Source organism: Corallococcus sp. NCSPR001 (assembly GCF_017309135.1).
Lineage (GTDB): Bacteria > Myxococcota > Myxococcia > Myxococcales > Myxococcaceae > Corallococcus.
Map to the genome: position 1 here is coordinate 4,052,781 of NZ_JAFIMS010000002.1, position 23,339 is coordinate 4,076,119.

Annotated in this window: 20 protein-coding genes; 9 read left to right on the forward strand and 11 right to left on the reverse strand. The window is 68.8% G+C overall.

The window, feature by feature from the left end:
* Positions 1–2: 2 nt before the first annotated feature.
* The gene (locus JYJ93_RS18465) at positions 3–902 is read right to left on the reverse strand and encodes a cyclic nucleotide-binding domain-containing protein (RefSeq protein ID WP_206793086.1); all 900 of its coding nucleotides are present in this window, start codon (positions 900–902) and stop codon (positions 3–5) included.
* A gap of 213 nt (positions 903–1,115) precedes the next feature.
* Here JYJ93_RS18465 and JYJ93_RS18470 point away from each other — a divergent pair, with 213 nt between their 5' ends.
* Positions 1,116–2,111, forward strand: a complete 996-nt coding sequence (locus tag JYJ93_RS18470) for a hypothetical protein (protein WP_206793088.1) — start codon at positions 1,116–1,118, stop codon at positions 2,109–2,111.
* Positions 2,112–2,124: 13 nt separating this feature from the next.
* Here JYJ93_RS18470 and JYJ93_RS18475 read toward each other — a convergent pair whose 3' ends face one another.
* The 5 genes from JYJ93_RS18475 to dacB form a co-directional block, all read right to left on the reverse strand.
* Entirely contained in the window at positions 2,125–3,294 is a 1,170-nt protein-coding gene (locus tag JYJ93_RS18475) for a right-handed parallel beta-helix repeat-containing protein (RefSeq protein WP_206793090.1), read from the reverse strand.
* A 124-nt stretch (positions 3,295–3,418) separates the two neighbouring features.
* On the reverse strand, positions 3,419–4,513 hold the full coding sequence (locus tag JYJ93_RS18480) for an alanine racemase (protein WP_242543852.1): 1,095 nt from the start codon (positions 4,511–4,513) through the stop codon (positions 3,419–3,421).
* A 56-nt stretch (positions 4,514–4,569) separates the two neighbouring features.
* Positions 4,570–4,992, reverse strand: a complete 423-nt coding sequence (locus JYJ93_RS18485) for a hypothetical protein (RefSeq protein ID WP_206793092.1) — start codon at positions 4,990–4,992, stop codon at positions 4,570–4,572.
* Positions 4,993–5,081: 89 nt separating this feature from the next.
* Positions 5,082–7,262 (reverse strand): prolyl oligopeptidase family serine peptidase, encoded by a 2,181-nt coding sequence (locus JYJ93_RS18490; RefSeq protein ID WP_206793094.1) that lies wholly within the window; start codon positions 7,260–7,262, stop codon positions 5,082–5,084.
* A gap of 37 nt (positions 7,263–7,299) precedes the next feature.
* Complete coding sequence (gene dacB, locus JYJ93_RS18495) at positions 7,300–8,787, reverse strand: D-alanyl-D-alanine carboxypeptidase/D-alanyl-D-alanine-endopeptidase (protein WP_206793096.1); 1,488 nt, start codon at positions 8,785–8,787, stop codon at positions 7,300–7,302.
* A gap of 190 nt (positions 8,788–8,977) precedes the next feature.
* On the opposite strand from dacB, the gene rdgC reads away from it, so the two are divergent.
* Both rdgC and JYJ93_RS18505 read left to right on the forward strand, forming a co-directional pair.
* Positions 8,978–9,628, forward strand: a complete 651-nt coding sequence (gene rdgC / locus JYJ93_RS18500; RefSeq protein WP_206793097.1) for a recombination-associated protein RdgC — start codon at positions 8,978–8,980, stop codon at positions 9,626–9,628.
* Positions 9,615–10,304 (forward strand): hypothetical protein, encoded by a 690-nt coding sequence (locus JYJ93_RS18505; protein WP_206793099.1) that lies wholly within the window; start codon positions 9,615–9,617, stop codon positions 10,302–10,304. The genes rdgC and JYJ93_RS18505 overlap by 14 nt, the downstream gene beginning before the upstream one ends.
* A gap of 60 nt (positions 10,305–10,364) precedes the next feature.
* On the opposite strand, the gene JYJ93_RS18510 is transcribed toward JYJ93_RS18505, so the two are convergent.
* The 4 genes from JYJ93_RS18510 to JYJ93_RS18525 form a co-directional block, all read right to left on the reverse strand.
* On the reverse strand, positions 10,365–11,126 hold the full coding sequence (locus JYJ93_RS18510; RefSeq protein ID WP_206793101.1) for a DUF5953 family protein: 762 nt from the start codon (positions 11,124–11,126) through the stop codon (positions 10,365–10,367).
* Positions 11,123–11,860, reverse strand: a complete 738-nt coding sequence (locus tag JYJ93_RS18515) for a DUF6310 domain-containing protein (RefSeq protein ID WP_330166741.1) — start codon at positions 11,858–11,860, stop codon at positions 11,123–11,125. Before JYJ93_RS18515 ends, JYJ93_RS18510 begins: the two co-directional genes overlap by 4 nt.
* A 262-nt stretch (positions 11,861–12,122) precedes the next feature.
* Complete coding sequence (locus tag JYJ93_RS18520; protein WP_206793105.1) at positions 12,123–12,359, reverse strand: hypothetical protein; 237 nt, start codon at positions 12,357–12,359, stop codon at positions 12,123–12,125.
* 92 nt (positions 12,360–12,451) lie between these two features.
* Positions 12,452–13,165, reverse strand: a complete 714-nt coding sequence (locus JYJ93_RS18525) for a hypothetical protein (protein ID WP_206793107.1) — start codon at positions 13,163–13,165, stop codon at positions 12,452–12,454.
* Between the two features lie 249 nt (positions 13,166–13,414).
* Here JYJ93_RS18525 and JYJ93_RS18530 point away from each other — a divergent pair, with 249 nt between their 5' ends.
* The 3 genes from JYJ93_RS18530 to JYJ93_RS18540 all read left to right on the forward strand — a co-directional run bounded on the left by JYJ93_RS18530 (position 13,415) and on the right by JYJ93_RS18540 (position 18,349).
* On the forward strand, positions 13,415–15,691 hold the full coding sequence (locus JYJ93_RS18530) for a hypothetical protein (RefSeq protein WP_206793109.1): 2,277 nt from the start codon (positions 13,415–13,417) through the stop codon (positions 15,689–15,691).
* Positions 15,692–15,785: 94 nt separating this feature from the next.
* Positions 15,786–16,793 (forward strand): HmuY family protein, encoded by a 1,008-nt coding sequence (locus JYJ93_RS18535; RefSeq protein ID WP_206793111.1) that lies wholly within the window; start codon positions 15,786–15,788, stop codon positions 16,791–16,793.
* Positions 16,790–18,349 carry an MXAN_6640 family putative metalloprotease gene (locus JYJ93_RS18540; protein ID WP_206793113.1) on the forward strand — a complete coding sequence of 520 codons (1,560 nt, stop codon included), beginning with the start codon at positions 16,790–16,792 and terminating at the stop codon, positions 18,347–18,349. Before JYJ93_RS18535 ends, JYJ93_RS18540 begins: the two co-directional genes overlap by 4 nt.
* Here the strand turns inward: JYJ93_RS18540 and JYJ93_RS18545 are convergent.
* Positions 18,346–19,350 (reverse strand): hypothetical protein, encoded by a 1,005-nt coding sequence (locus JYJ93_RS18545; protein WP_269012465.1) that lies wholly within the window; start codon positions 19,348–19,350, stop codon positions 18,346–18,348. The two genes, JYJ93_RS18540 and JYJ93_RS18545, sit on opposite strands and share 4 nt — an antisense overlap.
* Before the next feature lie 222 nt (positions 19,351–19,572).
* Here JYJ93_RS18545 and JYJ93_RS18550 point away from each other — a divergent pair, with 222 nt between their 5' ends.
* The 3 genes from JYJ93_RS18550 (at position 19,573) to JYJ93_RS18560 (ending at position 23,326) form a co-directional block, all read left to right on the forward strand.
* A complete protein-coding gene (locus JYJ93_RS18550) occupies positions 19,573–21,174 on the forward strand; it encodes a LysM peptidoglycan-binding domain-containing protein (RefSeq protein ID WP_206793117.1) in 1,602 nt (533 codons plus the stop codon).
* Between the two features lie 209 nt (positions 21,175–21,383).
* On the forward strand, positions 21,384–22,232 hold the full coding sequence (locus JYJ93_RS18555) for a LysM domain-containing protein (RefSeq protein ID WP_206793119.1): 849 nt from the start codon (positions 21,384–21,386) through the stop codon (positions 22,230–22,232).
* A gap of 122 nt (positions 22,233–22,354) precedes the next feature.
* On the forward strand, positions 22,355–23,326 hold the full coding sequence (locus JYJ93_RS18560) for an endonuclease/exonuclease/phosphatase family protein (RefSeq protein ID WP_206793121.1): 972 nt from the start codon (positions 22,355–22,357) through the stop codon (positions 23,324–23,326).
* The last annotated feature ends 13 nt before the right edge of the window (positions 23,327–23,339 follow it).

Sequence of the window (23,339 nt, forward strand, 5' to 3'; positions counted from 1 at the left end):
GACTACTTCGCTTCGCCCATGACTTCCATCGTGTGCTTGAGCCGCTCCAGGCCCAGTCGCACCAGGGCGCCGCGCAGGTCGGGCTGGCCCAGGAAGGCCTTCTTGAACACGTCGCGCTCCAGCTTGAGCAGCGTGCAGGGCGTCACGGTGCGCACGGTGGCGGTGGCCAGCCGGCTGCGCAGCAGGGAGATCTCTCCGAACAGGGCGCCTTCCTCCAGCTTGGGATAGGCGGACTGGCGGCCGTCGTTGTGCGTGTGGAAGACCTCGCACTGGCCCCGGATGAGGACGTAGAGCGCGTCGCCCGGCTGGCCGCGGGTGAGCAGCGTCTCTCCGGCGGGGACGGTGCAGGGGACGAAGGAGTCGCCCAGCTCGTGCTGCACCTCCTGGGGCAGGGCGGCGATGAGCGGGTTGCTGCGCAGCGCGTCCGCGAGCAGGCGCTCCCGGGCAGTCACCTGCATCTGCTCGCCCTTCACGCCGTAGTCCTTGCCCAGCTCCCGGACGCCGGCCTGGGTGAGCTCCAGCAGCACGGCGTCCTCCACCGTCACGATGGTGGCGGTGCGCTGCGTGCCGGTGAGCAGCGCCAGCTCCCCGAAGAACTCGCCGGCCCCCAGGCGGCCGACCTCCGTGTTGCCGCCGGTCTCGCCGCCGCGCAGCACCGCGACGCGGCCCTCCAGCACCACGAACATCGAGTGTCCCGGGTCACCCTCGCGCACCACCACCTGGCCCGCGGGCAGGTAGCGTGTGCAGACGGGCTGCTGCGGCTCGGGAGCACCTTCCGTCTCCGCCGGGGCGCCGGCCGCCGTCGAGGGCGCGGCGGAGGTCGCGGACGTCTGGCCGGCGGCCGGGGCCGGGGCGGACGGGTGGGCGGACAGCAGGGCCTGCAGGCGCGCGAACAGGGACATGGTGCGCAAATGCTACCGGCCCGCCCGGGCGGAAACTGTGAAGCGCTTCACAGGCGGCGTGGAGATGGCCTGAAAGACAACCAGGCGGCCAGGAGGCGTCATTGAACAGGGATTGACGGGCGTTCGCGACGTCTGTGTTTCTCCCACCTGATGCGGCGGGACGGACGCCGGGGATGGCGTGGGCGGACCGGCCCGCCCTACAGTCCAGGGCCCATGGGAGACACGCTGGACGTCGTGGTGGACCTGGGAGATGTGGGAGAGACGGCCGCGGACGCCGTGCTGCTGAAGTACGCGCAAGGCTTCCATGGGGCGGACGGCGCGGTGGCGCGCCGGCTGGAGGGGGCGGGCGTGGGCATGGACACCTTCGACCTGCTCCCCGGGGACCACCGCTTCATCGAGTCGCGCCGGAGCCTGGGCGCCCCGCTGGTGCTCTTCCTTGGCACGGTGCGGCTGCGGCAGTTCGGCTACCACGAGATCCGCCAGTTCTCCGTGCGCGCGCTCCAGTTGCTGGAGTCCCGGCAGGAGGTGCGTCACCTCGCGTGCACGGTGCACGGCCCCAACTACGGCCTGGACGAGGACGAGGCGGTGCTGGCCCTGGTGGGCGGCTTCGTGGACGCGTTCCAGCGCGGCAGTGGCCCTCGCGACCTGGAGCGCATCACGGTGGTGGAGCTGAACCCCAAGCGCGTGGAGCGGCTGCGCAAGGCATTGGCGCTGGGGCTGGGGCTCACGCCGGGCGTGGAGCCCCTGATGGGGGCCTCGGGTTTCCGCGTGCGGCGGACATCCCGCTTCGTGCAGGCGCTGCCCATGGCCTCCGCGGGCGCGAACTCCCACGAGAAGCCCCACGCCTTCGTGGCGATGCCCTTCGCGCCGGAGCTGGAGGACACCTACCACTACGGCATCCTGAACCCGGTGAAGGCTGCGGGGCTCTTGTGCGAGCGGGTGGACCAGGCCGTCTTCGACGGTCCCATCATCCAGCGCATCCGGGACCGCATCGACACCGCGAAGGTCGTCATCGCGGACCTGTCGCTGGCGAACCCCAATGTCTATCTGGAGGTGGGCTATGCCTGGGGACGCGGCAAGCCCACCCTGATGCTGGTGCGCGACGTGAAGGAATTGCGCTTCGACGTGTCCAGCTACCGGTGCCTCGTCTACCGGAACATCCGGCACCTGGAGGAACTGCTCACGCAGGAGTTGAAGCGCATCGGCTGAGCGGGGCGCGGGGTCAGTAGGGGGCGCAGGTGATGCCCTCGCAGTTGCCCGCGCCGTTGTCCCGCGCGACGTTGCCGCCGCCGTCGAAAGCGGTGGGCGCATGGATGCCCCAGCCCGTGTTGCCCTGGGCAACGTTGCCAATCACGGTGGGCGTGCTGGCCGGGAGGATGCGGAGGCCGTCACCGTCGTTCCGCAGGAACCGGTTGGCGCGGACGATGCCTGTCTGTGGGAGGCTGACAATGGGAGTGTCTTCCAATGTCAGTCCGCCCGCATTGTCCCAGAAGGTGTTGCCCTGGATGTAGACCTGGAATGAGCCGGCTGTAAGCCCATTGTCATTGCCCACGATCCAGTTGTTGATCATGTCGAGCTGAATCACATTCAAGATGGGCGTCTCCGTGGGGGCAAACGACGCGTTGTCCGCGATGAGCGTGTCCTCGAAACGGAACACATTGCAGATGTCGCGGCCCCCGATGGGCACGGTCGTGGAGGCGACGGCCTCGTTCCGCGCGAAGGTGCTCGAACGGACGCGGACACTGCCGGCGAAGCAGTAGACGCCGACCTCATTCCCCATGAAGGTCGAATCGAGGACGTCGGCATCATGGGTGTCCAGGTAGATGCCAAGGCGGTTGTTCTCGAAGTGGCTCGACCTCACGTCGAACGTGCCGAGGGACGCGTCGATCTCGCTTCCGAGCCCGACGTCATTGCCGATGAAACGCGAATTCGTAACGAGGAAGGAGGTGGTGGAGAAGGAGTTGTAGATGGCCGTGCCGTTGCCGGTGAACGTGAGCTGGTGCAGCCGCAGGGAGTCGACTCCCTCGGTCTGGATACCTCTGGCGAATCCGCGAATCGTGCCGTTGCGAACCATGCTGGTGCCGGTGACCACGATGCCCAGGGTGTCTTGCTGGACCGGACTCGAGCGGCGCACGGTGTGTCCGCCCAGGTCCAGGACGATGCCCTCCCCCTCGATGCGGAGCGCGGGCTCGTCCGTCCCCGGGCAGGAGAGGTCGTGCGTGATCCGGGTGTGCTGGGTGATGACGTCGCCACAGTCGACGCCGACTTCGACCGGCTTCGCTTGCTCGAACCGGGCGTCGAGTGACTCCCTGTCCGCCGCGAAGGCCGCGGGTGCTCCCAGGAACAGCGCGGCGATGGCCGCCGTGACGGAAAAGCCCCTTGCCTTATGCATGTCGCCTCCCCGCCGGAAGTCCTTCCGGCGACCGGCGAAATGCTAGACACTGCACCGTCAGGGGCATCCCGACTGCAAGTGGCAGCGCGCAGACTAGTGGATGACATCCTGGCGGTACGGGCTGTCACCAGCCGCGCGCCGAGACCTCCCACGTGCCCACGTGCGCGTCGCCCCGCACGACGTGCAGCCGGGAATGCTGCGGGACGGAAACACAGACATGGTTGGGCACCACGCGCACCCGGTCTCCGATGCGCGGGCGCCACGTCGTGCCGGACACGTCCAGCAGGCCGTGCTCCTCCGACAGGTTCTTCACCACGACGTCCGGCCGGTCCAGCAGGACGCCATAGCCCGGCGCCAGCCCCTCCTCCTTCACCAGCGCCTTGGCCCCTGCGTCGATGACCACCTGGCCCGGCACGGCGGCGCTCACCACGGTGGCCAGGATCGAGTACGCGCACTCCGTCCAATCACAGGCACCGATGACGGCGGCGTTGCGGTCGTTGAGCGCGTTGAGGCCGGGGCGGATCTCCGTGAGGCCCTTCGCGGTATGGGATTGCCAGAGCGTCGGCGTGGAGCCTCCGCTGACCACCTCCGGCGGCAGGCCCGCGCCCTTCAGCGCATCCACGAACGTGGCGACCGCGTCGGACTGGGCCTGCATCACCGCGGGCAGCTCCGCCTGGGGGACGCGGATGTGGCCCGCGTAGAAGGTCAGCCCGCGAAACACCACGCCCGCCGTGGACGCCGCCGCGCGAGCCAGGGCCACGACATCCTCCGGAGTGCGCAGCCCCACGCGGCGCATGCCCAGGTCCACCTCCACGAGCACGCCCACGGTGCGCCCGGCATCCCGCGCCGCGCGCGCCAGCCCCTCCAGCACTTCATGGGAGTCGAGCGCCACGGTGAGCCGCACGCGAGAGGGCAGGGCCATCAGCCGCGCCAGCTTGCGCGCACCCACCGGCGGATACGCGAGCAGCACGTCGTCGGACACGGACGCCATGACCTCGGCTTCCAGGACGGTGGCCACCGTGACGCCAGAGGCTCCCGCCGCGACCTGCATCGCGCCCAGCTCCGCCGTCTTGTGCGTCTTCGTATGGGGGCGCCAGCGCAGGCCATGCTCGCGGGCATAGGCCGCGACGCGCTGGAGGTTCCGCTCCACGCGGTCCAGGTCCACGAGGGGCGCGGGCGTGTCGAGCGAGTCGAGGAAGGTCGAGGACATGCGGCGCATGCTGGCACCGCGCTCCTCGACCCGTCATCCGAATCCCGGGCCTTGCGTTCGCGGGACTACGTCGCCGGCTCGAAGCTCACCGTGGGCCGCTGCCAGCTCCAGCCGCCGCCCTTCAACGCTTCCGTCGCCTGCCCATCCAGCACGCGCAGCGCCGCGAGCACGTCCGCGGGCGGGCGGGGGGCTCCGGGCGCGCTCTCCACCTCGAAGCGCGGGGGAATGGTGCTGGCGTCCTGGCCACCCATCACCACGCGGATGCGGCAGTTCTGTGGCGACAGCTCCGTCTCCCCGGACCAGGACACGTCCTGGACGAAGAGGTCCACCGCGCCCAGCACCTTCTGCCCCTTCAGCCGGGTCACCACCGCGTCCAGCGAACCCTTGGCGCGTGCGTTCCGCTTCTTTCCAAGACGGGTGAGCGACCACCAGACCAGGCCGCCCGCGACGATGGGCGAAAGGACGAAGTAGGGGATGAGCGGGCTCATGGGGCGGCAGGCTGCCACGAAACCCAGAAGAAGAAACGCCCGTCTCCAAGCCTGGGGGGCTCGGGAGACGGGCGTGGGGAGAAGCACGGCTACTGCGGCGCGGGCGCGGAGACCTTCTTCGTCGCGTTGGGCTTGTACGTCATGCCCAGCTCGTTGAAGACGAAGGAGTAGACGTCCACCTCCTCCTCGATGCGCGCGGACAGCGGCGTGCCCATGCCGTGGCCCGTCTCCGCGTTGGCGCGCAGCAGGATGGGCTTGGGGGACGCCGTGGCCGCCTGCATCCGGGCCACCATCTTGCGCGAGTGGAACGGATCCACGCGCGGGTCATTGGCGCCGGAGGTGAAGAGCACCGGCGGGTACTTCGTCCCGTCCTTCACGCGGTGCACCGGCGAATAGCCATACAGCGCCTTGAACTGCTCCGGGTCCTTCACCGAGCCGTACTCCGTGACGTTGAACTGGCCGTTGGGCGTCAGCTCCGTGCGCAGCATGTCGTAGATGCCCACGCGCGCCACCACCGCGCCGTACTGCTCCGGGTGCTGCGTCAGGGCCGCGCCCATCAGCAGGCCGCCGTTGCTGCCGCCCTGGATGGCCAGCTTCTTGGGCTGCGTGTACTTCTGGTCCGTGAGCAGCTTCGCGCACGCGTAGAAGTCGTCAAACACGTTCTGCTTGTTCGTGAGCGAGCCGCCCTTGTGCCACTCCTCGCCGAACTCCGAGCCGCCGCGCAGGTTCGCCACCGCGAACACGCCGCCCTGCTCCAGCCACATGCCCGTCAGCGGGCTGTAGCCCGGGTTGATGGACACGTTGAAGCCGCCGTAGCCGGTGAGCCACGTGGGGTTGTTCCCGTTCAGCTTCGTGCCCTTCTTCTTCAGGATGGTGAGCGGCACCTTGGTGCCGTCCTTGGACGTGGCCTCCGTGCGCACCACCTCCACGTCGCTCATGTCGATGGGCGCCGTGCGCGCCAGCGCCGTCTTCGTGAGCTTGTTGTCCGCCGCCGAGTAGCGGAACCACGCGGCCGGCTGGGTGAAGCTCCCGTTGACGACCAGCAGGTCGTCCGCGCCCTGGCGGACCAGGCCGCCCACCGCCGACACCGGCAGCGTGGGCACCAGCCCCAGCTCCTTGCCCGTCAGGTCCACCATGCGCAGCTGCGAGGGGCCGCCCAACTGCTCCAGCAGGTACAGGCGGCTCTTCGTGGGCACCACGGCCTGCACCGTCGCCTTGCCCTCGGGGACGACCACGGTCGCCTTGTCCAGCGTGGGCGTGGCCAGCGGCAGGCGCAGCACCTTGCCGCGCGACGCGTCCTTGCGGCTGAGCAGGTACGCCGCGCCGTCGCTGCCGAAGCGCGCCGACACCACCTTGTCCGCGTACTTCGCCACCTGCGTCCAGGTGCCCTTGGGGCCGTGCAGGTACAGGTCGAACTCGCCGCCGTCGCCGTTGGCCACGCGCGCGAAGGTGTACTGGCCGTCGTCGCTGGACTCCAGGTCCGTCATCGCGATGCGCGGGAAGTCCTTGCCCAGCGCGTACGTGTCCTTCTCCGTGGGCGTGCCCAGCGTGTGGAAGTACACCTGCTGGTACACCTCGCGGTCCACGGGCGGGCGCTCCTCGCCGCGCGGATAGCGCGTGTAGAAGAAGCCCGTGCCCTGCGCGTTCCACGCGAGGCTGCCGCCCGCCGTGCCGCCGTTGACGCGCGGGACCAGCTCGTTGGGCATCGCCTTGGCGGAGGCCACGTCCCAGACGCTCACGTCACCGCTCTCCGTGCCGCCCTTGGACATGGACACGGCGACCTTCTTGCCGTCGTGCGACAGCTGGAACCAGTCGATGGTCGTCTTGCCGGACGTGTCCACGACCGTGGGGTCCACCAGCACGCGCTCCTTCGACGTGTCGTCCAGCGAGCCCACCACGATGAGCGTGGGCTGCTGCTTGGGCGGCTGGAACTTCAGCCCCAGCAGCGTGCCGCCCCGCTCGTCCAGGCCGCCGTAGGAGGGCGACTTCCAGGACAGGAGCTCCGAGATGCGCTGGCGCAGGGGCTCGCGGCCCGGGAGCTTGTCCAGGTACGCGCGCGTGAAGGCGTTCTGCGCGTCGGTCCACTGCTGCACCTTCGGATCCGTCGCGGACTCCATCCACTGGTACGGGTCCGCCACGGTGGTGCCGTGGTAGGCCGTCTCCACGGGCTTCTTCTCCGCGGCGGCGGGCTTCGCGGGAGCCTTCCCCGCGGCTCCGGACACGAGCGGCAACAGCAGCGCGGCGGCCGTGACTGCGATTCTGGACTTCATGTTTCACCTCGCATGCGGGTGTTCCCCTGCGGGACGCTCATCGCAGGGGCAGCTCCACCAGGGCGGTGGAGAAGGTGTCGAAGGTCTCGTTGGCGTTGGGCTTCGTGCCCTCGTCCATGTTGCCGAGCATCAGCGCGAAGACGACGCGCGGGTGCTCCTTGTCGTTGGGCCGCTCCGCCACGCCCACGAAGCACTTCTGGCCTGTGAGCGTCCCTGTCTTCGCGCGGATGCGGCCCGCGGTGGACGGCTTCGTCTTGCGGCCCGCCAACGTCCCGTCCACGCCCAGCACCGGCAGGCTGTCCACCAGCGCGGCGCCATACGGCTCCTGGAGGCTGGTGAGCAGCACGCGCGCCATGCCCCGGGGAGACGCCAGGTTGTAGCGGGACAGGCCGCTGCCATCCACGGGACGCAGGTCCTTGGTGGGCACGCCCCGGCGCGCCAGCTCCGCCACCAGGGCCGTGCGCAGGGCGGTGTAGCCCTCCTGGCCGGTGCGCTCGCGGGCGAAGCGCATGCCCAGCCGCTCCGCGTACAGGTTGAGGCTCTCCTTGTTCGTCACGCGCACCAGCTCCGACAGGGGCGGGCTGATCAACTCCACCAGCGGTGACGGCATGGGGGGCATGGGCGGGGTGGGGGCCTCCAGGGACAGCGGCAGCCGCGTGATGCCATGCCGCGCCAGCGCGTCGTCCACGCACGCGGCGAAGAGGGCCTCCGGCGCGTCCACGGACAGCTTCACCGCGGCGGCCTGGGGGCAGGGCCCGCCCGTGGGCGAGCGCCACGTGCAGCGCACGCCGCCACCGCCTCGCACGCAGGCCAGGTTCGCGCGCTCGGCGTTGACGTCCACGTTCACCACCGCGGACAGCGTGGCGAAGGTGGGGGTCCACTGGACGGAGGGCGCGTCCGCGCAGGTGGCGCCGGGGGCGCGCGCCAGCGCCAGGTCCACCACGTTCTCGCGGAAGACGAAGGGCGTGGGCGCCGCGCTGTAGGCATAGGCCGCGTCATCCCAGGCCCAGCCCGGGCCCATGCCGCCGTCCAGGCCGTCCGTGCCGGAGATGCGCACGTTGCCGCGCCACTGGTGGATGCCTCGCGCCTGGAAGGCCTCCGCGATGCGGTCGCACGCGAGCGCCGTCTCCGGGAAGCGCCACGAGCCCAGCGACGGGTCTCCGGACGCCTGCGCCACCACGTCGCCCAGGAACAGGCCTCCCGCCTGCGAGCCCTCCAGGAACACCGGCGTCGTGAAGCGGAAGTCCGCCCCCAGCGCGGACAGCGCGGCGGACGTGGACACCACCTTCATGGTGGACGCGGGCAACAGCCGTACGTTCTCGCGGTGGGTGAAGAGGGGCTCGCCGGTGCGCGCGTCCACCACGTACGCGCCCGCGAGCGCGCCGTCCGCTTCCAGAGTCTCCAGCAGGGCGTGCGTCACCCCGGGCAGGGTGTCGCGTGGGGCGCCGTCTGGCGTGGCGGCCGTGTGGGTGCAGGCGGACAGGAAGAGGGCTACGACGCTGGCGGGGAGGAGAGCGCGGCGCATGGCGGCGGCCACCGTATGTCGCGTGCCTGGGAGTGTCATGGATTCCCGCCGGCGGGTGGGGCGGAAGAAGTGCACGGTTGGACGGAGGCCGGGCAAACGAATTCCGGCGCGGGCTATTCCCGGCGCTTCACGTCCAGCCACACCGAGTGCCTTGACGCGGCGTCACAGGACCCCCATCCTGCCGCGCCCCATGCCTGTCCTACGTGGTGCCGTGACCTTTTCGCGCTTCCGGACCGAGCCGGCCAAGGATGCGCCGTCCGACGTGAAGCGCTGGATGACCAAGGGACTCAAGTCCCATGCGTTCGAGCCCATCGACCGCCGCTCTGAAGAAGAGCGCGCCGCGGGGTTTGTCGAGCTGGAGAACCCGGAGTCGTCCGAGTTCGCCACCGGCAACCTCTTCTATGGGGAGTACGCCCTGTTCGCCTTCCGCATCGACACGCTGAAGGTGCCCGCGTCGATGATGAAGTCGGAGCTGGACAAGTGGTCCGCCGCCTTCGCCAAGGAGAACGGCCGGCCGCCCGCGCGCGCGGAGAAGAACAAGCAGCGCGCGGAGCTCAAGCAGCTCTTGCGTCAGCGCGCGGTGCCGCGCACCAGCACGCTGGACGTGACGTGGAACCTGAAGACGCACACGGTGCAGGTCTGGGCCGCGTCGCGCAAGACGGTGGATGAAATCTGCGTGGCGCTGGAAGGCGCCCTCGCGGTGAAGGTGATTGGCATCACGCCCGCGTCCATGGCGCAGCGCGCGGGCATCGACGAGAAGGCCCTGGGCCCCACGGCGGAGCTCATTGGCATGGACCTGCCGGCGACGGCTTCGGTGGAGGACGCCCATGGCGAGGCGTGAGCAGGCGAGGGAAGAGGCGGCGTTCGCCCGGGGCGATGTCGGCGTGGACGGCGTCGCCACGGAAGAGGAGAAGGACGAAGCCGAAGTCGAAAAGGGCAAGGCGCGCGAACAGCTGCTGCGCGGCCGGGCCTACCTGGGCCGCGAGTTCATGACCTGGCTGTTGTGGCGCTCGGAGTCGGGCGACTCGCTGGTGGAGCACGACGGCGCGGGCGTGGTGGTGCTCTACCTGGGCAAGGTGGTGCTGCGCGGCGTGGCCGGCGACGTCACGGAGATGAGCGCCAAGGGCACGCTGGCGCCGTACTCGGAGAACGTGCGCCACTCGCTGGACCGGGGGCTGCTGGTGTCCCAGGCGCGGCTGCGCATCTCGCATGGTGAGCGCGAGTACGAAGTCACGCTGGATTCCGAGTTCCTGGACATCCGCGCCGCCAAGCTGCCCGCGCTCATGACGGAGGAAGAAGATGATCAGCTCTCCGAGCGGCTGGAGCTGACCGAGCAGCTCTCCGCCATCGTGGACGCGCTGGTGCAGGACTTCCTGGCCGTGCGCGCCGGACGCGCCTGGAGCAAGCAGGTGGTGCCCGCGCTGAAGGCGTGGATGAAGGGTGAGGAGAAGGGGAGCGACGTGCTCTCCAAGGCCGCCCGCGCCCGGGGCCGTGACGCCCGCTCCGCCCGGGGCTGAGTTCGAGAATTGGATGGAGCAGCCGCCCGCGCCGGAGAGGTGCCGGGCGGCTGTCCTGTTTCAGGGCAAAGGCGCTGAGCGTGCGCCAATGGCTGGAAAACGTTCGTAGGCCTGCTTGAGCGCGTTCAAGTGCACGGGATTGTCGTAGTCGAGCGGTGTCTCCGTGAGCTGCACGAGCCAGCCGCCTGACGGCGTGCGACGCGCCCGCGAGAGCAGCTCGGCATCACGAGCAGGGTCTGGGAACCCGATGACCTCCGCTGCGGCAGCGGACCAGTAGTTCAGCCACCCGAGGAAAGAGGGCGTCTCCGGCCTGGGGCACTTTTCGGGAAGGTTGAGCATGGGAAGCCCACGGGGCGAAAACTCGGGGGCATCCGCCGAGCGGCGGAACTGCTGGGCGACTTCCGAGCCGTATCCATACGGCGACGCGTGGCCCCAGAACGAACGCGCCCCTTCCGCCACGGCCTCAAGCAGAGCCGCCGCTGCGGCGATCACAGGCCCGTCCAGTGGCAGCTTTGCGTGCACTTCGAATTGGGCTTGGCCGCCAGCGCTGGAGCGTCTTGAACTCTCCATTCCCCAGACGGTCACGGGGTAACTCTCGTCGCCGTTACACACGACCGGAAAGCCACCGTCTTCAATTTTTTCCACGAGCCAGGTGTCACGCTGCGACAATGCGATGGGGTGTCCACCTTCGCCAACCTCCCATTCCAGGCGTAAGCCGGGGAACGCTTTCTCCATTCCATGCACAACGCTCAGAGCGCGGCGGTCCTTGCCCGAGAGCGCAGGTGCATAGGTGATGACTGTGAGTCTTTTTCGCGTGGTCATCGCTTACACCCCGTAACGACGACATCAAGCTTGGGGAGTTCTTCGAGTAGCGCGGCTTTATGCGCTTGGGTGCTCACTCCTACGACGAAGCCATAGCCGCATGTCTCGGCAACGTCTTGCTCATGCTTCAATTGTTTCACTTCCTTCTTGAGTTCCTGTGCTTGGACAAAATCATTGTAGGTGTCGAACTGGTGGGTCTTGATCTCCCACAGTTTCCGTACACCGACTTGCAGCGCATCGAAGCGTACACCGCCAACGAGCACATCCATCCCGGGATACCGGTTGGGCGGGACCTTGTCGGCGCACTCGTTATGCGCACGATCCTCGCCTGCGTGAGGCACGGGAACAGGTTCGCAGCTGGCACGGCCCGTCTGGCTCACGGACACAGGCGGCACCGGGGGCTGATGGCCCTGGCCCGCTGGATCCGGTTTCAGCTTGGGTTTCGCATTCCCTACCGCATCTCGGGACGCGACCTTCGTCCCTCGTGAGGTCCCCGCTTCCTCGGGGTAGTGGTGGCGGAGCTCATACGCATCCAGTGCTTCCTTGATGGCGACGCCAACCACCACCACGCCCAGGACGATGACGGCTCCCACGGCGATTTCAGGGGCCGCCAGCACGCAGAACCCGAGTCCCAATGTCGCGGCGGCAGCGGAGGCGACCGTGCACCTTCCCGTGGTGTCGCGGAACTCGACCCGGTCATGGTCGAGTTCTGGGTAGCACCGTTCCACCAGCACGGGCCAGGGCTGGGACGCTTCGCGGACGACACACCGCCCATCATCCCTCCAGGGCAGCGTCGCCGCTCGTTGGAGGTTGGGAGCCCTGATGCCGCGGACCGCTGACGTTCTGGGGCGTGGCTCCGTCGTGGCGCAGGCCGAGAAGACGAGCAGAAGCAACAGGGCGCCGCAGGTTCGGAGACGCATGGCCATCTCTTCGCGAAATTGAAAAGCCTCCGAGCCATGGGACTCGGAGGCTGATGAGGCGCTTTCCTTCAGGTGTCTACATCGGGTTGGTGCAGCGCCAGATCCCGCAGGAACCCTCGCCCTGGCCACAGTTCGCCTGGACCGAGCACGGCTTGCAGCTGGCCGAACAGATCTTCTGGATAGGGGTAGGGCCCACCTGAGATTCCGTCGTCTCCGCCGCCGAGCCGGGAACCATGGCCAGGGCCGTGCCCGCCATGATGCCGATGATCAGCGCGAAACCAGGAACCATCTGCTTCAGTCGCGATGCCTTCATGCTTCCTCCGGGGTGGGTGCCATCGGGCCGGAGCCTCCCGGCCCGCGCACAGGAGGCATTCGAACAGACGCCGCAACGCAATCCAAGGTCGCTCAGTCGCGAATCCAGCGGAAGGTCACGCGGTCGCCACCCGTGAGGTGGTCGCCCAGGCCGCCCAGCGAATACATCTCCGTGTGGACGCCGAAGAGCTTCGCCTTGCTGAAGATGAAGCGCGTGCCAGGAGCCGTCACGATGTCCGCCCACTGCGAGTTGGTGTCGCAGTTGTTCGTGGAGGCATTGGGCCAGTTGCACCAGGAGCCGCCATCCTGGTTCCAGACGCGCCAGTCATCACCGCCGCCCACGAGCGCGACCTGCTTCCACCACGTCACGCTGGAGCCGGAGTTGAGCCGGAACTCGATGATCTCCGAGCCCGCCACGTTGTGCTCGACCTCCGCGAGGATGACGTCGCCATCGGGCAGCTCGGCGTAGGCCACCTTCTCCCGGATCTCCCGGTCGCACGTCTGGCAGAAGTGCCCGGTGTCGCTGTTCGACGTGCACTCGCTCAGCGCGTACTCCGCGGAGTACAGCGAATTGGTTCCGCAGAACTCGCACGTGTGGTCGTAGGCCCCGGTCACGCACTCGGCCTCGTACTTCACCGTCGTCTTCCCGAAGTCGCTCCAGGAGAGGGCCGTCGTGGACATGGCGGTGACGGTGCGGCCTTCGTCCTTTTCCTGGGGCGCGGGGGGCTCCTCCATGGGGCCGCAGCCCACACCTCCCAGGAGTCCAAGAACGAGGAACGACGACGCAATCCGTGCGCGCTGAAGCATGAGGTCTCTCCGAATGAGGCAGCGCGGGCGCCGTCATGGCGCTCCGCATGTCTGTCTGGCTGCGAATACGGAGAAACCCCGGCGCGCTGGTCGTTCAAAATGCGCTCCAGTCTGGAACAGCGCGCGCCAGAACGGAGCGAGCGTCCGCGCCAGTCCGGTGCAGCGCCTGTCCGTTCCTGGGCGGAGCGGTGACGGCATGGGGCTCGCAATGACTCGCGGCCGAACCCCTCCACCGCGAGCAGGTGTGCCATGCCGTCCGCCCCCAGCACCGAAGCCATTCAGCGCATCTCCCTGAAGAACCGCGAGTACGCATACATCGAGGACGCCAACCGGGGCGTCGTGCTCATGGAGGTCGGCCCGCGCGTGCTCACGCTAGAAGCGCACCTGACGCTCGTGGCGAAGGAACGGATGGTGGAGGTGGGCGCCGGCAGCTGGTGCGTGGTGCGCAACCCCGTGGTGCGCGTGGACGGCCAGGTGGCGCTCGACGACTTCGGCCAGGCCTGCGTCGCGGTGGGCGACCGCGAGGTCCGCGTGGGCCCCAAGGTCTTTCCGCTGTACCCCGGCGAGGAGCTGGAGGGTGACATCGTCCCCGAATACGTCCTGGGCGTGTCCGAAGCGCTGCGGCTTCGCGCGCTCACCGCGTTCACGGACGCCCACGTCCCGGACGCCCCCCGCCGCCGTGAAGCCGGTGACGAATGGCTGGTGCGCGGCCCCGGCCGCTACGTGCCCGGTGAGTCCGTCACCGTCGTCTCGCTGGAGAAGGCCCGCGTCCTCAAGGAGACCGAGTACTGCGTCATCCTCAATCCCGTGGACCGCGCCACCGGCCGCGTCCAGGAGGGGCGCCGCAAGGTCGTCTCCGGTCCGGATGTCTTCTTCCTCGAACCCGGCGAAGCGCTGGAAGGGGACGTGCGCCGCAAGCACGTCCTGTCGGAGCTCCAGGGGCTGAAGCTCCAGGCGCTGGATGACCTCTCCGAGAACGAGGGCGGCGAGCCTCGCGCTCGCAAGGCCGGTGACACGTGGATCGTCCGGGGGCCTCGCACCTACGTGCCCAGCGAGAAGGTCCTCATCCACCGGGAGATTGCCGCGCTGTCACTGGGGCAGGGCGAGGGCCTGTACGTGCGCGACCTGCGCTCGGGCAAGGTGTCGCTCGTCCAGGGACCGTGTCAGTTCATGCCGGAGGCGCACCAGGAGCTGCACGAGAAGCGCCTGTCTCCGGACGCGGAGGCCCTGCTGGGACTCACTCCACCGCTGCCACCCGCGGAGGCGAAGGAAGCCCGCGCGCCGCGTCCCATGATCGCGACGGAGAAGGGGGACCGCACGCGCGCCATCGTGCTGCGCATCGAGGACAACACGGCGGTCCTCATCAACGACTTCGAGACCAACCACGCGCGCGTGGAGTTCGGCCCCGCGAAGGTGATGCTGCGTCCGTACGAGGACGTCACCGTGCTGGACCTGTCCGGCAGCACGCCCAAGCGCCCGCGTCAGCTCAAGGTGCTGATGCTGCGGCTGGGGCCGGACTTCGCCACGGACCTCTTCGAGGTGGCCACGCGCGACCACGCGCGGCTGCGCATCAAGCTCTCCTACAAGTGGCAGTTCGATGTGCAGGGCGACCCGGAGAAGGACAAGGCCATCTTCCGGGTGAACGACTTCATCGGGTACGTGTGTGAGAACCTCGCGTCGCGCATCCGCCAGGTCGCCGCGGAGAACGAGTTCGAGACCTTCCACAAGAACGCCAGCGTGCTCATCCGCCGCGCCATCTTCGGCATGGACGACGCGGGCCGCGCGCGCAAGGACCGCCTCTTCTCCGAGAACCAGCTGCGCATCATCGACATCGACATCAAGGACATCGCCCCCGTCGATGAGAAGACCGCCCTGAAGCTGCGCGAGGCCATCGACACCAACATCCAGATCCAACTGGACGCCTCACGCCAGGAGGCCCAGGCCGCCGCGGAGCTCAAGCGCATCCGCAGCGAGGAGGAGAAGCAGCTCGCGGACATCGCCAGCCACCGCAAGTCGGAGGCGGAGCGCCAATCCCTCATCGAACTGCAGAACCGCAACCACCAACTGGAGACGCTCAGCCGCGCCAAGGTGGAGGCGGAGGCCCAACTGGAACGCGCCCGCGTGGAGAGCGAAGAGGCCCTGGCTCGCGCCGAGTCCGACGCCCGGGCCTCGCGCATCCGCTCGGAGGCGGAGGCCGAGCGTGAACGGCTCACCACCCAGGTGGCCCTGGAGCGCCAGCAGCGCCTCAACGACCTGGAGGTGGAGCGCCAGTCGCGCCTCGCGGAAGTGGAGGCCGCGCAGTTCCGCCAGCGCGTGGAGTCCCTGGGGGGAGGGGAGAACTTCGTGAAGGCCGTGGCCGCGCAGGCCCAGGCCGCCGTCGTCGGAGGCCTGGACAAGGTCGTCTTCCTCCCCAGCGGCTCCAACCTCAACCTCTTCGACGCCATGCAGGGCCTGCTGGGCCCCGGCGGACAACCCCGCCTGTCCGCCCACAACCCCCCGAAACCGCCCGGCGACACTTCCGCCTGAGGCTGGAACATCGATATTGAAAATGAGAATCGTTATCGAATAGAGATCGTCGTCATCGAACGGCGGCGGGTCCCCGCTGCGAAAGGTGACGACGATGAGCAACCCTGGAGGGGTGGTCCGGAAGAGCGGTGCACGGTGGTTCGGCGTGGGGGCCCTGGCGGCCCTCGCGCTGGCCGTGGTGGCGCCGGGATGCAGCGGCGACGAGTGCGTGGACGCATTCGACTGCCGCGACGAGGGCGCGGCCCCCGCGGGCCAGGCCTGGACCTGCAACGCGGACAAGAAGTGCGAGCTGCGCACCCTGACGCCGGACGAGCAGGAGGAGCCCGAGACCGACGCGGGGACGGGCGGCGAGACGGACGCGGGCACGGAGACCGACGCGGGCACGGGCGGTGAGACGGACGCGGGCACGGAGACCGACGCGGGCACGCCCACGGACGGCGGCGCGGAGCTGTGCCGCGACGCCGTGGCCTGCACGGAGCAGAGCATCGACAAGCTCCGGCTCCGCACCAACATCGCCACCGGCGGCGTGGTGGAGGAGGGCACGACGGAGGGCGAGCACCTCACGCTCCTGGATGGCCGTGGCGGCGGCACGAGCGTGCCGGAGTCGTTCACCTACGCGCGCTTCACGGCGACGGGCCTGGAGAAGGTCGACATCGATGATCAGTCCGCGCTGGGCTCGACGGCGTGGGACGTCGCGGTGCGCCGGTACGTCGTCCGCTTCAACAGCGGCGTGTCTGGCCCGTCGTGCGTGACGGTGGCGCAGACGCCGGAAGGAGCGACGTTCGAATCGGTGACGGCCGTGCCCACGGACGCGCAGTTCGTGGCGGAGAATTACTACACCGCCGACACCTGCGTGTTCACCGGGGACCCGTACGGCATCCAGAGCCCGGCGACCCAGACCCTCTCGTACTGGGACTACTCCGGCTGCGTGGCGATGACGAACAAGGTCTACCTCGTCCAACTGGCGGACGGTCGTCACGTCAAGCTGCAGGTCAAGAGCTTCTACGATCCCGCGATTCAGGAGGAGTGCAGGACGACGAGCAAGGTGAGCTCGACGGCCAGCTCGGGGTCGATCCGCCTGCGGTGGGCGTACCTGCCATGACGACCCTCGGGGTTCCCACGCTGCTCCTGCTGCTGACTGGCGCGGGAACCCCGCGCGGCCTCCCGCACGAACGGGAGGCCGTGGTGGGGTTGGCCGCGGAGTCCGGGCGGCCCACCTCGCCGACCGCGCAGGCGCCGCGCTATGAGCCCGAGGACACGGTCGAGTCCGTCGTGTCGCCGGGCGGGCGCTTCCGCATCCACTTCACCCGCCAGGGCAATCACGCCGTGCCCGCGGCGGACGCGGATGGCAACGGCGTGCCCGACTTCGTGGAGCTCGTCGCGCGCACCTACGAACGCGTGGCGACGTTCTACGTGGACCTGGGCTTCCGGCTACCGCCCGACGACACGAACGCGGCCGGGGACGACGGCGGCGACGGCCGCTTCGACGTGTACCTGGTGGACTTCGCGGGGATTGGCGACGGCGCCTACCGGCAGGAGACCTGCCTGGACGGCGTCACGCGCTGCACGGGCTTCATGCTCCAGGAGAACGACTTCACGGGCTACGACTACCCGTCCGACGCCGAGGCCGTGGAGATCCTGGCCAGCCACGAGTTCTTCCACGCGGTGCAGGCCGCCTACCGGCCCGGCCTGGGCGGCATCGCCTCCGAGGGCACCGCCGTCTGGGCCACCGAGCGCTTCGAGCCCGCGCTCGACGACCTGGAGCGCTTCACCCGCGGCTACATGATCACCCCGGACAGCACCCTGGTGTTGGATCCCTCGGGGCCGGGCGTGACCTTCACCTACGGCGCGGGGCTCTTCTTCCAGTTCGTGGGCGAGCGCTACGGGGACGGCGCGCTCGTCGCGCTGCTGGAGGAGTCCGTGCGGCAGCCGGAGGCCCGCTGGCCGGTGCTGCTGGACACCTGTCTGCGCCGCGACTTCGCCTCCAGCTTCGACGCGGCCTTCGCCCTGTTCGCCACCTGGAACCTGGGCACCGGCCCGCGCGCGACGCCAGGGTTCGGCTACGCGCGAGGGCAGGGCTATGCGCCGGTGACGACGACGGCGGCGCAGCTCCCCACCACGCTCGACCGCGTGCGCGTCGCGGCGGCGGCATCGCGCATCTTCGAGGTCCCCGGCGGCGCGTCGTTCGTAGGCGCCTCGTTCGAGCCCGAGCCGGGCATCGACCCGGCCACGGTGCACCTGGTCCTCGCGGCCGTCACGGAGGACGCCGTGCTTCGTGTCGTGACCGTGGATGGACCGGACGCGCTGCGCGCCCATGTAGCCGCGGAGGACGCCACGCGCGTGATGGTGGCGGTCGTGGACGGCCGGATGGAAGGCCTGGGGCGCTACGGCAAGCTGTGCATCGCGGCCACCGGCCAGGCCGCGTCCTGCGCACCGCTCGAGGCAACGGACGCGGGCACGGATGCCGGCACCGGCGACGCGGGCACGCCAGACGCGGGGACCGTCGACGCGGGCAGGCCCGCGGACCCCATCGATGATCCGCGCACGCCCTCGGATGACGGGGGCTGCCAGGCCGCGGGGGGCCCCCTGTCCGGCGCGCTCGTCGCGCTGCTGCTCGGTGGGGGCCTGCGGGCCCGGCGGCGTTCACGGGCGCGTTAGCGCTCGTACTCGTCGCACCCCGTCTCCTGCTTGGACGGGAAGGCGGACTTCTTCTCCTGGCGCACGTAGTCGTGGCTCTGGGAGAAGAGGTCCGGGCTGTTCACGGTCACGGTGCCCTTCGCGGCGTCGGCCGTCTTCCACTGGAGCGCCTCCGGCTTGCCGTCCGAGGCCGTGAGCCCCAGCACCCAGGCCCCGGCGCCCTTGCCGGGCTCCACGGACGTCACCTTCAGCGTCGTGGCCTCCTGGCCCAACTGCACCTCCAGCTCGCCCGTCGCGGGCTTGACGGTGAAGCTGCGCGTCGCGGCCGAGCAGGGCTTGAGCACCACGAAGCCCTTGCCCTGGCGCGTCAGCTCCACCCACGTCCCCGCGAAGGGCTGGAGCTTGTCCGCGGCCACTGGCGCCTTCGTGGCCGTGGGCGCGGACTCCGCCGCGCAGTCCAGGTCCTCGCGCTTGAGCAGCCCCGCCGTGGCCTTCTGGGGGCCCTGGAAGCGCGCGGCGAGGAAGTCCGGCTCCACCGGGTCGACGTAGGCCTCCACCGCGTCGCCGGACACCACGAACGCCTTGCGCGGCGTGTTGGCCGCGTCCGACGCGTGGAAGCCCGCCTTGGACACCTTCACCTTGCAGATGCCCAGCGGCTTGACCGTGCTCCGGGCGAACGTGTCCCTGCCCGGGTAGCCCGCTCCGCAACAGGACGGTGACGGACCGGACTCCAGTACGAACTGCTTGGGGCTGACGCGCAGCGTCCAGGCGTCCTGTTCCCCGGCCTGCTGAAGTGACCAACTCGTGGCTGTCTTCTTCTGGACGACCAGGGCGCAATCACAGGTGCCCGCGCTCTCTCCCTGCGGGAATGAACCCGAGAAGTGCACGAGCGTCTCGTTGCTTCCCTCGACGATGGCCAGCGTCCCGCCCTTGTTCGAATAGACCCCTGTGAGTCCCTCGGACCCCTGCGCCGAGGCCTCCGGGACCGCGCTCGTGACGCAAATGGCAAACAGCAATGCCACACTTTTGAATTCCGGTTGGATCCTGGACATCCGGTTGGGCCTCCTGGGCAGCTTCTTCAGTCTCGGCGGATCGATCCGCTGAAACTGAAGTTGCCGGAATCGCTGGTTTCACGCGATTGTGACTGGGAATGCGAAACTGCTCGCATTGCCTTTCGATAATCGTGGCAATCCAAGCACGTCCGCGGGCCTTTGTTCGCGGCCAGACATAGAGGGGTCTTCTCCGTGACCGTCTCCAACGTTCGCATCCAGTCGGGTGACACGCTTTCCGGCCTCGCGAAGCGCTACAACACCACCGTCGATGCGCTGGCCAAGGCGAACAACATCCAGGATCCGAACAAGATCCAGGCCGGCAAGACGCTGAAGGTGCAGGACGGCTTCGACACGAAGGGCACCTCGAAGTCGAGCGTGGGGACGAAGACCTCGGGTGACAGCTTCACGCAGGCCACGGACGGCGCGAAGGCGACGACGCCCGCGAAGAACACGGCCTCCAGCAGCGCGACGAACGGAGAGCTGGGCGGGCTGAGCCGCAAGTACGAGGCGCGCGGCCCCGGCACCGTGTCCACGGGCAAGGGCGACAAGGGCGGCGTGTCCTACGGCTCCTACCAGTTCGCCTCCGCGAACGGCTCCGCGCAGTCCTTCGTCAACTCGCTGAAGAAGACGAACCCGGAGTTCCACAAGGCGCTGTCGGGCAGCAAGCCGGGCACCGCGGAGTTCTCCGCCGCGTGGAAGCAGCTGGCGGCCAAGGACCCCAAGGGCTTCGACAAGGCGCAGCACGACTACATCAAGGCCACGCACTACGACGTGGGCGCCGCCAACATCAAGAAGGCGACGGGCATCGACCTGGATCAGCGCTCCGCGGCGCTGCGGGACGTGGCCTGGTCCACCTCCGTGCAGCACGGCCCGGGCAAGGCGGATGACATCTTCAAGAAGGCGCTCAACGGCCGCGACCCCGCGAAGGTGAGCGACGAGCAGCTCATCAAGGACATCTACGCCGAGCGCGGCCGCACCAACGCGAACGGCACCCTGGTGCACTTCTCCGGCAGCTCCAAGGACGTGCAGAAGGGCGTGGCCAACCGCTTCAAGTCGGAGGCGAAGGACGCGCTCGCGATGCTGAAGCAGGAGAAGTCGGGCGCCACGACGAAGCCGGCCAACAGCAACACGGGCGTGGTTCCCCCGTCCGTGAGCGGCGACTCGAAGCCGGGCCGCGCGGAAGGCAAGGGCACGAACACGTCCAAGCCCACCACGGAGGCGGACCGCACGGACACGCAGCAGGTGGCCGGGGCCAAGGACAAGCCGGCGGTGCACGTGAAGGTGCCGTACTACAGCCAGTTCGAGAACGGCCACGGCTACACCGCGAGCGACACGGCGTGCTTCAAGGCAGCGACGGCGATGGCGCGCGACTCTGGCGCCACGGTGCTGGGCCCGGACCGCCGCATCCAGGTGGGCAAGAGCGAGAACGGGGTTGGCGCGCTGAAGGTGGACTCGAAGAAGGCCGCCGAGGGCCGCAACTACATCGACAAGCAGCTGGACGCCGGCAAGCCGGTGGTCGTGGGCGTCAGCCACAAGGACTCGAACTACAACGTGGACGGCCTCACGGACCACTTCGTGACCATCACGGGCCGCGGCGTCGACGACAAGGGCCGCACCTACTACACGTTCCACGACCCGGGCACGACCAACGCCAGCAAGGGCAAGGACACGAACCCGAACAACCGCTTCTACGTGGATGACAAGACCGGGAACATGTACCGCCCCGGCAAGGCCGCGAACGGCTACGTGACGGACCGCCACTACGACGTGGCCATGGTGCGCATCAACAAGTAGTCCCCGGCGGAAGCGTTCCCCCGGAAGTGCTCGGCCCGGCGGCCTCGTGAAGAGGTCGACCGGGCCGTCGTGCGTTGGTCCCCAGTGCGTTTCCCGACAGGTCTGGCCAGAGCGCGCCGTGAGTCGCAAACACGCTGGGCTGACGCGCGTTGAAGGGGAGCCAGTGATGGGTTTCGCCACTTGAGCGACTGACCTGGCAGGGAGGCTCCATGAAGGTTCCTGGGATTCACGTCCGTCCGGGTGACTCGCTGTCTGTCCTTGCGAAGCGGCATCACACCACGGTGGATGCGCTGGCCAAGGCGAACAACATCCAGGACCCGAACAAGATCCAGGCAGGACAGCGCCTGCGGCTCGGGGACGGCTTCGATTCGAAGGATGTTCGTAGGGCCGCGGCGGGCGGACAGGGCATCGTCGATGCCTTTGTCCAGGCGGGGCGTGGGCTTCATCCAGGCGCCGCCACGGCGCAAGGGGCCAACAGGACGCGGCCCCCCGTGGACACGCCTCACGCGGACCCCGCCAAACCAGGCCGGGCGGTGCACGTGAAGGTGCCGTATTACAGCCAGTTCAAGGGCGGCCACGGTTACACGCCCAGTGGCACGGCGTGCTTCGACGCAGCGAAGGCGATGGCGGGCGCGAAGGGCGTGACCGTCCAGGACTCGAAACACCTCATCCAGGTGGGGCGAAGCGAGAACCGTGTCGGCGCGCTCACGGTGGATTCGAAGAAGGCCGCCGAGGGCCGCAAGTACATCGACCAGCAACTGGGCGCCGGCAAGCCGGTGGTCGTGGGCGTCAGCCACAAGGACTCCAACTACAACGTGGATCACCTGACAGACCACTTCGTGACCATCACGGGCCGCGGCGTCGACGAGAAGGGCCGCACCTATTACACCTTCCACGATCCTGGGACGAGCCACGAGAGCAAGGGCAAGGACACGAACCCGAACAACCGCTTCTACGTGGATGAGAAGACCGGGAAGATGTCCCGCCCCGGCAAGGCCGCCACAGGGAGTGTGACGGAGCGCCGCTACGACGTCGCGATGGTGCGAATCAACGGATGACGCCATGCTTGTCTGGCAACCCGCCGGACAACCCCAGGAGCCTCCACCCTTCGAAGTCAGATTAGTCGGGTAAAGTCGCTCTACCGCCAGGCCGTTCAACCGGCGAAAGAGGTAGAATGACAATGAAGGCGCTGAAGGTGTCGCTGATGATGACGACGTGTGCGCTCACCGCCTGCGGAACCACGGATGACGAAACGTTCGAGCCTCGAACCGCTCGCGCGGCGGCCGCGTTGGCGGCCACCCAGCCAATGCGGGTCATCAGCCATAACGTCGAAGGCTGTCCGGGCGGCCACGCCGGGGATCCCGCCTTCCTCACTTCGATCAAGAACCAGATCGACACCTGGAAGCCCCACGTGGTCGGCCTTCAGGAGGTCGGCTGGAAGCAGTTCGACGACCTGAAGAAGACCTACGAACCGCAGGGTTGGAGTCTGCGGTTTGAGTCGCTGCGGCGCACCGGGCCGGTCTCCGACCCGAACTCAGTGGCGAAGCCGCACCCGTCCTGCACCTTTGGCACCGTCGAGGGCCAAGAGCCGTACCATCAGGGCCAGGTGCTCATGGTCAAGGGCACCCTGACCCAATACAAGGTCGCGGATCTTCCGTTCGTGGACGGCGATAAGCACTTCACCCTCCAGTGCGGGGAGTTCGTGATGGCCGGCTTCACGAAGACGGTCCGCGCGTGCAACACGCACCTGGCCGTGGCGGAGAACGACCCTGACCTGAGCGGGAAGCGGCGGCAGCTCGAGGCCATCAAGGCGCTGACCGACCCGCATGTCGCGTCGAAGATCGTGGTTCTGACGGGCGACTTCAACATCGGGCCGGCGTCCGCGCACATGGACAACATCTACCGGCTGACGCGGGGCGGATCGCATACCGGCCTGGGCGAGTTCCGGGAGGCGGACCAGACGGACGGGGAGTACTGCCCGGATGGCGCCTGCCGCGACATGCAGCCCACCAAGGGGAACGCGAAGCTGGACTACGTGTTCTTCAACCGGCAGACCTGCGCCAACGCCACGCTGTCCGGCGGCGTGGTGGCGGTCCAGTCGACCGAGTCGGACCACGACATCAAGCGGGGACGCTGCGACATCACCGGCTGAGCGCTCCGCGTGA